At 32.9% G+C, this 13,382-nt stretch carries 12 protein-coding genes; 4 read left to right on the top strand and 8 right to left on the bottom strand.

The genetic code is table 11. From position 1 onward, the window contains the following. Nucleotides 1-7: 7 nt before the first annotated feature. Nucleotides 8-952: a tetratricopeptide repeat protein gene (locus Q0807_RS16435; RefSeq protein WP_299111813.1), complete on the top strand. Its 945-nt coding sequence runs from the start codon at nucleotides 8-10 to the stop codon at nucleotides 950-952. Nucleotides 953-1,084: 132 nt separating this feature from the next. Further along, entirely contained in the window at nucleotides 1,085-2,437 is a 1,353-nt protein-coding gene (gene murC, locus Q0807_RS16430; protein WP_299111811.1) for a Mur ligase domain-containing protein, read from the top strand. Nucleotides 2,438-2,499: 62 nt separating this feature from the next. On the opposite strand, the gene Q0807_RS16425 is transcribed toward murC, so the two are convergent. After that, nucleotides 2,500-3,348 carry an endo alpha-1,4 polygalactosaminidase gene (locus tag Q0807_RS16425; RefSeq protein ID WP_299111810.1) on the bottom strand — a complete coding sequence of 283 codons (849 nt, stop codon included), beginning with the start codon at nucleotides 3,346-3,348 and terminating at the stop codon, nucleotides 2,500-2,502. Between the two features lie 171 nt (nucleotides 3,349-3,519). Between Q0807_RS16425 and Q0807_RS16420 the strand changes: the two genes are divergently transcribed. After that, the gene (locus Q0807_RS16420; RefSeq protein WP_299111808.1) at nucleotides 3,520-4,923 is read left to right on the top strand and encodes a hypothetical protein; all 1,404 of its coding nucleotides are present in this window, start codon (nucleotides 3,520-3,522) and stop codon (nucleotides 4,921-4,923) included. 12 nt (nucleotides 4,924-4,935) lie between these two features. Here the strand turns inward: Q0807_RS16420 and Q0807_RS16415 are convergent, their stop codons facing one another. The 7 genes from Q0807_RS16415 to Q0807_RS16385 all read right to left on the bottom strand — a co-directional run bounded on the left by Q0807_RS16415 (nucleotide 4,936) and on the right by Q0807_RS16385 (nucleotide 12,542). Continuing rightward, nucleotides 4,936-5,238, bottom strand: coding sequence for an immunity 53 family protein (locus Q0807_RS16415; protein WP_299111805.1), 303 nt, complete (start codon nucleotides 5,236-5,238; stop codon nucleotides 4,936-4,938). 167 nt (nucleotides 5,239-5,405) lie between these two features. Further along, nucleotides 5,406-7,250 carry a PLP-dependent transferase gene (locus tag Q0807_RS16410; protein WP_299111802.1) on the bottom strand — a complete coding sequence of 615 codons (1,845 nt, stop codon included), beginning with the start codon at nucleotides 7,248-7,250 and terminating at the stop codon, nucleotides 5,406-5,408. 195 nt (nucleotides 7,251-7,445) lie between these two features. Then, nucleotides 7,446-7,925: a hypothetical protein gene (locus tag Q0807_RS16405; protein ID WP_299111799.1), complete on the bottom strand. Its 480-nt coding sequence runs from the start codon at nucleotides 7,923-7,925 to the stop codon at nucleotides 7,446-7,448. 144 nt (nucleotides 7,926-8,069) lie between these two features. Then, nucleotides 8,070-8,513 carry a hypothetical protein gene (locus Q0807_RS16400; protein WP_299111796.1) on the bottom strand — a complete coding sequence of 148 codons (444 nt, stop codon included), beginning with the start codon at nucleotides 8,511-8,513 and terminating at the stop codon, nucleotides 8,070-8,072. Beyond that, nucleotides 8,510-9,070: a hypothetical protein gene (locus Q0807_RS16395; RefSeq protein WP_299111793.1), complete on the bottom strand. Its 561-nt coding sequence runs from the start codon at nucleotides 9,068-9,070 to the stop codon at nucleotides 8,510-8,512. The genes Q0807_RS16400 and Q0807_RS16395 overlap by 4 nt, the downstream gene beginning before the upstream one ends. A gap of 115 nt (nucleotides 9,071-9,185) precedes the next feature. Beyond that, entirely contained in the window at nucleotides 9,186-11,366 is a 2,181-nt protein-coding gene (locus Q0807_RS16390) for a radical SAM protein (protein ID WP_299111790.1), read from the bottom strand. Nucleotides 11,367-11,597: 231 nt separating this feature from the next. Beyond that, nucleotides 11,598-12,542 (bottom strand): tRNA-dihydrouridine synthase, encoded by a 945-nt coding sequence (locus tag Q0807_RS16385; protein WP_299111788.1) that lies wholly within the window; start codon nucleotides 12,540-12,542, stop codon nucleotides 11,598-11,600. A gap of 198 nt (nucleotides 12,543-12,740) precedes the next feature. Between Q0807_RS16385 and Q0807_RS16380 the strand changes: the two genes are divergently transcribed. Beyond that, the gene (locus Q0807_RS16380) at nucleotides 12,741-13,379 is read left to right on the top strand and encodes a hypothetical protein (protein WP_299111786.1); all 639 of its coding nucleotides are present in this window, start codon (nucleotides 12,741-12,743) and stop codon (nucleotides 13,377-13,379) included. Nucleotides 13,380-13,382 lie beyond the last annotated feature (3 nt).

Raw genomic sequence — 13,382 nt, 5'->3', positions numbered from 1 at the left:
TAATTATATGATTAGATATTTGTTTGTTTTAATGCTGTCGTCGTTCTGTTATTCGCAAACTGCAATAGAGAATGCAGAAGCATTTATTGCTAAAAAGGAATTTGTAAAGGCTCAAAACGAAATGAGTACATTCTTAGAATCTAATCCCAATGATTTAGAAGCTATTGAACTTTTGGGTGATGCATATGGTCACCAGAAAAAATGGGATAAAGCTATTGCTCAATATCAAAAATTAAAACAAAAACGTCCTGAAAATGCCAATTACCAATACAAATATGGAGGCGCTTTAGGTATGAAAGCTTTAAGCATTAGTAAATTAAAAGCCCTCGGAATTATTGGTGATGTAAAAGATGCCTTTTTAAAAGCTGCGCAACTAGACCCAAACCATATTGAAGCACGTTGGGCTTTGGTAGAATTATATGTGTCGTTACCAGGTATTGTTGGTGGAAGCTTTTCTAAAGCCTTGGTTTATGCGCAACAATTAGAAGATTTATCTAAAGTAGATGGCTACTTAGCAAAAGGCTATGTCTATGAGTATGACGATGAACCAGAATTAGCCGAAAAATATTACAGGCTCGCTATAAAAGTTGGAGGTTCTGTAACATGTTACGAGAAATTAACTAATTTCTACGAAGGACAAGAACAACCAGAAAAAGCTATTGGGAATTTAGAAGAAGCAAAAGACAAACATAAACGTAACGCTATGCATTACCAAATTGGTAAAGTGTGTGCTGATTATAATATTCAGTTAGATAAAGGTGAAAATATGCTAAAAGTGTATTTGGCAAATCATTCTGCAAAAGATGGTGTGCCAAAAGAATGGGCTTATTATAGACTAGCACAGATTTACAAACATAGAGGTGATACAGAAGAAGCTTTAGCTTGGATTGATAAAGCCATTTCTGGTTTGCCAAAGTTAGAGGTTTTTAAGGAGTTTAAGGAGACGATTTAGTTTTTAGCTTTCAGTTTTTGATCTTTCTTTTAAATGTTTTTTTATTTTATACAATTGTACCGAGAACCTTGTTTTAGAAATTCTCATTTCGAAAAAGTTGTAGTATTTTTACAGTACTTATTTTAGGATACAATGAACGTACATTTTATAGCAATTGGTGGTGCAGCAATGCACAATTTAGCATTAGCACTTCACAATAAAGGTTATAACGTCACAGGTAGTGATGATGAAATTTTTAACCCTTCAAAAGCAAGGTTAGAGGCTAAAGGATTATTGCCTGAAGCATTTGGTTGGTATCCTGAAAAAATCACTGATTCTTTAGATGCTATTGTTTTAGGTATGCATGCTAAAGCTGATAATCCTGAATTGTTAAAAGCTCAAGAACTCGGATTAAAAATCTACAGTTATCCAGAATTTTTATACGAACAATCCAAGCACAAAACTAGAGTTGTTATTGGTGGAAGTCATGGGAAAACCACAATAACTTCAATGATTTTACATGTATTACATTATCACGATCGCGATGTAGATTATATGGTTGGTGCACAACTTGAAGGTTTTGATGTGATGGTAAAACTTACGGACGACAATGATTTTATTGTTTTGGAAGGTGATGAGTATTTAAGTTCACCAATAGACAGGCGTCCAAAATTTCATTTATACAAACCAAACATTGCATTGTTAAGTGGCATTGCTTGGGATCATATTAATGTGTTTCCTACCTATGAAAACTATGTAGAGCAGTTTAGCATTTTTGTAGATTCAATTGTTACTGGCGGAAGCATTAATTATAACGAAGAAGATGCAGAAGTGAAGCGTGTAGTGGAAGCTTCAGAAAATCAGATTAGAAAAATAGCTTATAAAACACCTGAGTATACGGTTGAAAATGGAGAAACATTCTTAGAAACACCTGAAGGGCCAATGCCAATTGAAGTCTTTGGTGCGCATAACTTAAATAACTTAGCAGGAGCCAAATGGATTTGCCAACACATGGGAATCGATGAAGATGATTTCTACGAAGCCATTTCAACTTTTAAAGGTGCAAGCAAACGTTTAGAAAAAATTGCAGAATCTAAAACCAGCGTTGCTTTTAAGGATTTTGCACACTCACCAAGTAAGGTAGAAGCAACAACAAAAGCAGTGAAAGAGCAGTACAGCGACCGAAAGTTAGTTGCTTGTTTAGAATTACATACTTACAGTAGCCTAAATGCCGAATTCTTAAAAGAATATAAAGGTGCTTTAGATGCAGCAGATGTAGCGGTTGTGTTCTATTCTCCGCATGCTGTTGAAATTAAGAAACTAGAAGAAGTAACAGAAGCACAAATTGCCAATGCTTTTGAGCGTGATGATTTAATTATCTACACTAATCCAGAAGAATTTAAAGACTTCTTATTCTCGCAGAATTTTGATAACAAGTCTTTGTTATTAATGAGTTCTGGTAATTATGGAGGTTTGGATTTTGAGGAGGTTAGAGAACTTTTTTAGAGATGTCATTTTAGTAAAAAAAATGATTTTAATTAAGTGTCAGAAATAGTTTCTACTTTCCTTTACTCATTGTAATGCCTGTATTTTTGCAGATTAGCATCCTCGCAAATAAACGATAAATCATCATTGTAAATACTTATATAATCAGAGTATACTTGTGAGCAACTAGTTTCATTATAATGATTTATAATAACCAGTTTACCTGCGTCTAAAAAGCTTTGTGCTCCAGATTGGTCCCACCAATTTTTCTCGTCATTATAAGATTCGTAAAGTACACCATCAAAATTAGACGCATTGTCAACTGTATTTTTAGCCATACATTTCATGCCTTTTGATTGTACGTAGGTGCAAAGTTCTTGATAGTATGCAACACCTTCAGTTTCTGTGACCTGAAATCCATAGGTCGCTCTTAAGTTGTCATCGTAACACCAATCCATATTGTCAAATTCTACCCAGTCGCAACCCCAAAGTGCAATTTGGTCAATACGAGCTTTCATAATATCTAATACGCCTGTCGTAGTAGAGTTAACGAAATATTCATCTGGCCATTCTCCCCAAGAATCTGAAACCAAATACGGACTCATGGCATCAAAATCATCTCTGTATGTTTCGCCAGTACCAATACTAATATAAGCACCAACATCGTTGCCATTGGCTTTTATTGCAGCAATTGAAGCAGGAAAACCTTCTTGAAATGGATCAATTAATACATAAGCATTTTGTGCCGTAGCAAGAATGTCTTCGATGTTATCTTCTTCAAAGTTTTCTTGATAAGCTTGGTTGTAAATCGCTTTAGCGTTTTCAGAACCTGAAGGGATTTCAGAATCATCGATATCATTATTAGAGTCGTCTGTTTCATTACAAGAAAACAAACAGAAGATTATTAGGACGAAAACAAAAGGTTTATTCATAGTGTTATATGTGGTTTAATATTAGAAACGCTTCCGTTTCTTAATTGTTTCATGCCAATTGTGTTTTTGTAGTCCATATCTTGATTTATTATGAATTTAGATTTCAGTTTTTCCCACTATAGAGTAACAAATAATTGATTTTTTAGACTAATTTGTTATAAATAGCTATTAATGAAGTTCAACCATCTTTTTTATGATTCAGAAATAAACTTCAAATCAATTTCTAGAAAGAAAATTGTTTTGTCAATTTTACTTGGGTTAGTTTCTGCAATTATTTTTTATTGTTTTTTTTACGTTGTTAGAGAATCAGATAGGATGATGTCTTTAGATTTCGAGAATAGACCATTCATAATGCCTGAGTCTAGTCGTTATCTGTATAATTTGTTCTTTGCTGCGATTTCTATGATTGTTGGGAATTCAATAGCCATAAGCTTTTTGGTTAGTCGTCCACAAAATGTGTTTTTAAAACGGAATATTAAAAGAAGTAGAATTATTAATGATCAGGTTTTTTTAGGTCCTAATTTTATCTATTTGTTTACTAAAATTTGGTTCCTATTTGGTGCATTTGCTTGGGGATTTATGGGTTCTGAGTTTTTGGATTATTATTTTCTTCCATCTATTTTAATAGTAATTGTACTTTATTTAGAATCGTGGAAAACATTAATAACTGTAATAAAAAAGAACAGATGGAAAATCCAAGGCATTCACTTAATTGCTTTTGTTTTTCTAACTTTCATTCTTAGTCGTATTAATGTTATAGATTATAAACTCTTAGATGCGTCAATATTGTCTTCAAACCCTACAATAGATGTGCCATCTAGTTTTTATCCAAATGATAATTATCATAGATATTATTATTATGATAACCTAGTCATTAAAATGGATTTCGTTGATAAGAATCAAGTTGGCTTATTTAATGAAGAAAATGAACAGATAGAATGGCAGGATTTATATAGAGTAATATTGGATTTCAAAGAATCTTCTTATAATCCTGTTGGAACATGGGTACGTTTAAGGGCAAATAAAAATATTCCGATTAAATATATAAAAGAATTTGAATTAATACTTTTAGAAATGAATCAATGGCGAATAATTTATGAAGTTGCTAATAATGATGAATCAACTGCTAGCTATTTTAATGATCAATTGGAGAAGCATATTTCTCCATCTTTATTAGAGGCATTTCCACGGACAGGAAAACCACCTAGAGTTTTAGGATGGGATTTATTTAAAGACCAAAAATTTGAAGATACATTAAGCGTATATATTTCGGAAAAGGTTCAAATTAATAATCTTGAGACACCTCTATATATACTTTCTGAAAAGCTAAAAAGCCATATTAACAGATCATCTATAATTGAATACATATATGGAGAAAATGTGACCTTTCAAGAATATATAAATGTGTTATCCGCACATAAAATGGCTACTTGGGAAATACGAACAACTGAAAATTTTGATAAGATAGATTCATTGATTCGTCGAAATCCATTTAGTAGTGATGAGAAACTTTCTATAGAGAGAAATCGAATAATAAAAAAGTATCCATTCCGAATAACAGAACGATTTGAGTAATTTCAAAAGCGATTACTCATTCTCAATTTTCTCAATCATTTCTCTAAACAGATTCAAAAGATAAATAAGTTTGCTCGCATCACCTGCAGCTCTAAACCTTTGGTTTTGAATTTTTACACCATACCAATCTTGTTTTCCGTTTTCATTAAGAACCCATTTTATTTCAAGATTAGCAATTGATGTTTTTGATATGTCTATTTCAACATCCCAACCTAATGGATTATCTAAAGTGGTTATTTGGATAACATCACCCTTTTCCCATTCGCCATCTGCATTGTCTTGAAACCAGTTTTGTATCCACTCTAATATTTCCATTTGTATTGTTTTTTGTTATTTCCCAAACGTCAGTTCGAGTGATTTTTCTTTTTAAAAAATCGTATCGAGAACCATTGGTATACAGATTGTTCTCGATACTTTTAGTTGTTCTTCGTTTCACTTCGAATAACTAAACACTCGAACTGACATCACTGGTTGAAGCGTGTTTAAATATTAGAAACAAACTCCAAAAACACTTCTTTATGCTTTTCTAAATCCATATTAGGAGATAAGGCAACTCTGGCAATATAATCTTTATCACCTTCTTTTGTGGTGCCTTGTGTTGAGGTTGCTGGTATTGTCCAATACACACCTTTTAACTGACCGTAACTTACGCAATATTTACTTTCATTCGGAATCTTAGTAATCATTAAGTCAATTAATTTATGATTCAATGCTCTTTTGTAAGTTTCCTTTTCTTCAGGTGTATTTCCTTTGGTTGGAAGGTCTAATGAAAACACAGAAGGCGTAAAACCTTGTGCAGCTAATTCTTCTGAAACAAAATTGATTTTCGCATCTGGTAATGTTTTATGTATAAAATTAACAAACGCTCTTGTATTTGTATAAGCATCAGCAATTCTTTGGTTCATAGAAGGCAATTGTTTGGCTAAGATTTCATATTGAAGTGTTGTGGCCTCATTATCACAAAGCGTTAAGTGCAATTCTATTTTCTCTAATAAAGTTTCCGCTTTATTATTTACGACACAATAACCTGCAGTACATTTTCCACCACTCGGAAATTTAGAACCACTAGCATAAGAAATCGTTCTCACTGTAGAAAGAATATCGCCTTCACCTAAAAAGTGCACATTAGGACAAAAAGTTTGGTCTAATATAAAAACGGGATCTATAGCAATATTTCCAGAAGCAGTTTTACGTACTGCACTTAAAACGGCTTTCAAATCTTCCAAATCAGGAACTTCAACTCTTGGGTTGGTTGGGATTTCTGCAATGATATAAGGAACAGCATCGTCGTTAGCAATGGTCGCTAAAACGGTTTCTAAACTCTTAACCATATCATTATCTCCATCGACTTCTAAATCTACCACATCTACATTATCCAAGCATGCAGCAACACGTCTGGCTTGGTCATTGGTACCACCATAACAGTTAGTAGGCACAATAAATTTAATCGCTTTTCCACTGTGATTTTCTTGAGCATCATCAATTAATCCCATCATAATGGCATATTGCATAGATAATCCACTTGAAGCCACTAACGGTTTTGCCGTGGTGTTTGTAATCGCTTTCAAGGATTCTAAAACACTTGCTTTATCAGCTTCAACAGTATGAGTTGTAGTGGCAATAGGTGATTGGTTAACTAACGCTTCTAAAGCCACTAAACAATTAGAAGGCGTCATTGCAATAGTTTCACGTCGTCTTACATGCTGAATATCTGAAATGTAATTGGAGTTTTGTTCGCCATTAACGATTAAAACACTTCCAAGCTGTTCGTATAGATTGATTTGAAAATCAATATTTAGATTTTGCTCAACAGTTGAAATGTTCTCTGGTTCTGAAATAAAAATCGTACTGCCTTCAAATTTCAGAATGGCATCGATATCATCTATTTGTATGACCTCGAAATCATAACCATAAACACGTTTTATAAGGTCAGCATCAAAAGATTCTGGTAGGCTATCTCTATAAATAATTTGTGTCTTTTTATCATGTAGTAAGTTATGTCGAAGTATAGATAACACAGGGACGGTTTGTGAAGAAAAACTAATCACGTTTTCTGAATCTAATGCATTTAAATTTGCAATTCCCCATTCTAAAACACAAGATAAAGGATGGCCTAACCTAATATAATCGTAAGCCGTTGGCAACACTTTTAATGCCGAAGATTCTGAATTATGGTCTTTATATAAGGTTTCAAACTGATCTAAAAATTGTGTTTTAGCTAAACTTTCATTGTAAATATCTAAACGATGCGTGGTTAGATTTAACCAATCTGTTGGCATGTTTTCTAAAACGGCTTTTATATAATTTAGGGTTTTGTTGTCTTGCATGATTTTCAATTTTTAACGAGTTGTAAAGATACGTTAGTTGGTATTTTATTGAAAGCCTTACGTTGTGTTTTGTTAAATGGTTTTTTGAAAAGAATAGCGAACGGTTTAATTAAAATTTAGTCATATAATAATCAAGCTATTTTAGTGAATCAATAACGTGTTTAGAAGCCGAAAATTTTTTTAATGTAATGTTTGTTAGTCGGTTATTTGGGTAGACTCTTTTGGCTTTCGTTTATTTATTTTTTCTTTAATTTTATTAAGAATTCTTGTTTCAAACTCGGTTTTGGCTTTTGAATTTTTCCACCACCAAAAATTTTCATTAGCATTAATCCAATTTCCTAAGTCATTTCCGTTTTTATATCCAACAAAAGCAAAAGTAGTTTCCGTTTTACTTTTAGGTCGTGTCCAAGTATGAATTATTTGATTTTTATCTTTATAATAAAAATAGAAAGAATGCCAATGACTTTCTCTACCATCTTGATAACCGTATGTGTTTAAATTAATACTATGATTCTCTAATTTTACCTCATTTATAATTTCGATAAGAGTTTTTTCAGAAACATTAAATTTATATGTTTCCGCTCTAGCATAACTTCCCGGTGATAAAGACCAACCTAAGTAATAAATAATAAAACCGAAAACGATAATTCCGATTAATAAATACTTTTTTTTCAATTTTTGATAAATTTCGTTTTAGTACGATTTTGCTTGTGTTTGAGACAAGATGAGATTATGATTTTCAATAGCTTTAATCATAGAATAGCGAAGTTCGACCAAATTTCCCATAAAGTCAAGCGTAAAAAAACAGGTTGCAAAGCTCTATTTATTACGATTAAAAATCTTCCGTATCAGCAAAGAAACCTTACGCTTAATTTTAGCAGAGTTTGAGACTACAAAAGCAAAACCCATCGTGGTCAATAAAGCAATAAAAGCAAGTGCGCCAAGTGCGCCACCATAACCATCAAAGACATGGTTTTTACTAATATAAATAATTGTAAATAAAGTACCAGCTATGGCTAATAAGGGATAACTTTTTAAGGTTTTAGAGGAAACCATACCAATAAAAGAGGTGCCAACAAATACAATTTGAATATGCTTAGTTAAGTAAGCATCGAGTACTTCTGGAAAACAATAAAAAAATAAACCTACCAATAAAGAAAGTAAAGCAGATGCTTTTACGGCACCTTGTCGTAATTGTTCGCTGACAAAGTGAGTAAGTGTTGCGCCTAGAATTCCGGTGATAATGAGAATGAAGTTGTTCATATCACTATCCAATAAATTAAAGTTGCTGTAATAACGCCTGCAAATGCCATAGTGCCTAATTTTCCGCCAACACCTAAAAATAAGTTTTTAGAAATCATAAAATACAAACCTGCTAAAGTGCCTGCAGCTAATACAAATCCAATAGAAGGTGAGGTTTCTACACTAGACATACCTACAAAAGCACCACAATAGATGCTTGCCGGAATTTGTTTTAGATAATTAGATTTTTTATTTAGTAAAGGTAAAAATGAAGCAATAGTACCAACAATTCCCATAGATAGAATACTACCTAAACCTCCATTTATATTTAAAAGGTAGCATATTAAAGCTCCAATAGGGACCCAAATAACTATCGAGATCTTTTCGTAAGCGTAATCTTCGTGGTGTAAGTCTAAATATTTGTAACCAAAGACTATTGATATTATGACTAGCAGCGCAGCTATTACAATGAATGCATTTGTTTCATAATGTTCCCTTACAATCCTAGTTAAGAATGTAATTTGAATAAATAAAACAGTGGCAACCATCAAAAGACGAATGGCTTTATGCTTTCCCATTAAGTGGTTTTAGAGCTTAGTTTATTAACCTGGTTATAGAAGTACAAAGTTCTAAGAAAATTAATAGGAGCAAAAAATATAAGGTAAAAATTTAGATTGAAGTGTGTTAAAAATTTTACAAAACCAAAAGGCCAAAACCACGTAAAACATCAATCGGTTTAGAATACCAAAACAATTCAAAATCTTCAAATTGTTTTTCAAAACTTGTTTTTAATTGTTTGAAAGTTTGTGGTTGGTGTTGAGGAGTAATGTCTTCTATAGTATCTAAAAGCCAAAGTGCTTTATTTTTTTCTAGTGTAATTTGATAGCTTTCCACAGTATCATGAAAGGTGAATTCTAAGTACTCTTTTTCAATACCTTTTTTTGTTTTAGAAAATTCTGAAACCAAAGGTAATGAACCTAACCATGTAATTTTAGCACTTGGTTTAATGGTAAGTATTGCCTCTTGTGCTAAAGCATTATAAATAAAATCAGGATCAATATCGGTTTCTGGAATTTCAAATTCAAACCAATCTTGTAAAGGAATATCAAACCCAATACCATGCATAAAATTAAAGAGTGATTTTTTTAATCCGAAACTAAATTGTGAATGGTCAATACCTGTAGAATCTGTAAAATCAACATCATTATTTGCAAAACTGATGTTTTTGTAATTTGGTGTAATGCCATACTCTTTGGGATGTAAACCCACAGGACTATGCGCTGTTAATGCAAATTGATGCCAAAATCCAGACTGTAACACACCAACTTCAAAAAGCTGACGTACCATTTCTAGACTATCAACAGTTTCTTGAACCGTTTGCGTTGGGTAGCCATACATTAAATAGGAGTGTACCATAATGTTGGCTTCGGTAAAATTACGAGTTACTTGTGCAACCTGCTCTACCGTTACACCTTTGTCTATTAATTTTAATAAACGGTCTGATGCGACTTCTAATCCGCCAGAAACGGCAATGCAACCAGAGGCTTTAAGTAAGAGACAAAGATCTTGAGTAAAGTTTTTTTCGAACCTAATGTTGGTCCACCATGTAACGCTGAGGTCTCGTTTTATAATTTCTAGCGCTAAAGCTTTCATTAAAGAAGGTGGTGCCGCTTCATCTACAAAATGAAATCCGGTTTCGCCAGTTTGCGCAATTAGGGTTTCCATGCGGTCTACTAAAAGCGAAGCAGCAACGGGTTCATAAATTTTAATGTAATCTAAAGATATATCGCAAAAGGTACATTTTCCCCAATAACAACCGTGTGCCATGGTGAGTTTGTTCCATCTGCCATCACTCCATAAACTGTGCATTGGGTTGGCAATTTCTATAACGGAAATGTACTGGTCTAACAACAAATTAGAATAATCTGGTGTGCCAACTTCAGCTTGTTTGTAATCTGGTTTTGTAGTGTTGTTTTTGTAAGTTACAACGCCATTTTTGAGTATAAAGGTGCGTTTAAAAGTGGTTCCGTTATTAAGAACAGAATCGTGTAATAACTCAACAGGTAATTCGCCATCATCTAAAGTTATAAAATCGAAAAACTCAAAAACTCTAGTGTCTGTTACAGATCGTAATTCGGTATTGGGAAATCCGCCACCCATTGCAATTTTAATGTTTGGATAATTTACTTTTATAAATTGCGCGCAACGAAAAGCACTGTATAAATTACCGGGAAATGGCACTGAAAAACAAATAAGTTTAGGTAGTGTTTCTTTTATCTGAGCGTCTAATAGTTCTAAGGTGATTTGGTCAATATAGGTTGCGTTATCTTGCAACTGAGCATAAAGTTCATCAAAAGAATTGGCACTTTGCCCTAAGCGTTCTGCATAACGGCTGAACCCAAAATCTGGATCAATGCATTCTACAATAAAATCGGATAAATCCTCAATATATAAAGTGGCTAAATGCTTGGCTTTGTCTTGCATTCCCATTGAGCCAAATGCAAAATCCATATCGTCTAATTGGTTAAAACGAGATGCTTGTGGTAAAAACCCATCGCTGCAAATTTGTCTTGCAAAAGTTTGATTTTTACCTTGAAGAAATAAAATTATATCATCTAAAGACTTTAAATAAAGGTCTTTTAGTGCATAGATACGTTGGCAATTTTCCGTTTGAATGCGATCATTCTCTAAAGCCAGATTAAAAATTTCTTGGAAAGTAGATTTAGAAAAGAGCTCTAAAATAACTTCGATACCCAAATCCATTTGAAACGACTCAATACCTTTTGTATTTAAAAATCCTTTAAGATAAGCTGTACCAGGATAAGGCGTGTTAAGTTGCGTAAATGGAGGTGTTATGAGTAAGAGGTCTTTCAACTTTAGAGTTTATATTAGAGTTGCAAATATAGTTGTAAAATGGTTGAATATTTTGAATTCGAATAGAACTTAAGACTGCAGTTCTAGTGATACCTTTTTTTGGAATCGTATCGAGAACCTTTTTAGTTCTAAAGCTGTTCTCGATACATTTCTTCATTTTACGTTTTACTTCAAATAGACAAACACTCTAATTGATGTGAGCCGTTCGAATTGGAATTAGGTGTTGTAAACCTATCCATTCTTCAATATTTCAGCTACAGCCTGCTGATAAGCTCTAGGGTTATTTGCTTTTTTAATTTTCTTAAATGTTTTTTGAGGATTAGAAAACGACTGTGAAAAGTATTCCCAAAAGCCTTGCATTTTCATTTTTATAGGTGTTGGTCCAGAAAGTGCAGCATCGTATTGATGATAAATAGTATCGTGGAATTCTCTGAAGATTTCCCATCTGTTTACAGGATATTCTGTAGTGTCGTTTTTAATCATGCTTGGTAGAAACGGATCAGCAATAAGCCCTCTGCCAATCATAAAATGATCAATGCTAGGGAAACGTGTTTGCATTTCCTTCAATTTCGACACAGTTGTAATATCACCATTGTAATACAATTTGTGTTTGGTGTTTTCTATGCAACGTTGAAAACCATCTAAATTAACACCACCTTTATAAAGTTGTTTACCAATACGTGCATGAATGGCAATATTTTTTAGCGGATAACTATCTAGAATAGGGAAGGTGTTTAATATTTCTTCAGCGTTTTCATAACCCATGCGCATTTTCATAGAAACCAAAATATCAGTTTCTTTATGCACACGCTCTAAAATATTATTGATTTTTTTTGGGTCGCAAATAAGTCCTGAGCCCATGCCACGATTCGTTACCATTGGGTAAGGGCAACCTAGATTCCAGTTGAGTTCTTTATAACCTAATTCTTGAATGTAATCCACAACAAATAGAAATTCATCAGCACTGTTGGTCATTATTTGCGGAATCACTTCGAGTTCTGTATTGTGCTCTAATTGTAAATCTCTTTGGTAAGAGTTTTTAATGATTAACTTATTGTTGAATCTAATATAAGGCGCATAAAACGTGTCGATACCTCCAAAATAATGGTTAAATGCATTCCGAAATCGAAAATCTGTAAACCCTTGTAAAGGTGAAGATAAAAGTGTGAGCGACATTCGATTTTGTGTTTTTAGTTGTAGAAAATGAATAAATCATTCTTTATGAAAACGAAAGTCGTTCAAATTAATTAAATCACAAAATCTTGTTATAGTTAATGTAATAAAACATGAAAAGAAACGTTAAAATTTATACTAACTAAATCCAGCGCTCATAAAGCACAATTACGTTTCAAACTTTAATCAATCACATCAACCATGAAACGAATTGTTTATCTATGCTTTTTCGCTATCCTATTATCATCTTGTGCTACAGACAATGACGATAATTTACAAAATTCAGACTCTAACTTTTATGCACTCACTGTAGGTAATGAATGGGTTTATAAAAACTACAAATACAATCCTGAAACTCAAAATTATGACGATACAGGTGTTGTAGATTCTGTGCGTATAATAGGCACGGAAACTATAAATGATAATACGTATTATAAGTTTAGACGTTTAACTACAGGAAATGAAGAAGGCATTACATTATGTAATCCTAATGGTGAACATTTTGAGTTACTAAGAGATTCATTAGGCTATTTAATATATGATGGAGGAATGATTAAATATGCGAATAATGATTTTGCAGAGCGAACATTAAGTGAGCAAGATTGGGGAACAGTTTACGACCAACTTATAGCTTTGGATAATGAAATTACAATAGAAGCTGGTACGTTTGATAGTACTTATACACAACGCTACGCTATGTTGACTAATGGAGAACAAGCTAATGGCTTAGATCACTTTTATTATGCAGATGGTTTTGGTTTAATTTATGACACATCTTCTTTGGTTGCTGAAGATATTCCACGTATTGTGAGACGCTTAGACTCTTACGTTATTGAGTAATTG

This window comes from uncultured Winogradskyella sp., assembly GCF_947495255.1.
Lineage (GTDB): Bacteria > Bacteroidota > Bacteroidia > Flavobacteriales > Flavobacteriaceae > Winogradskyella.
This window is presented reverse-complemented; position numbering and strand designations above follow the sequence as displayed.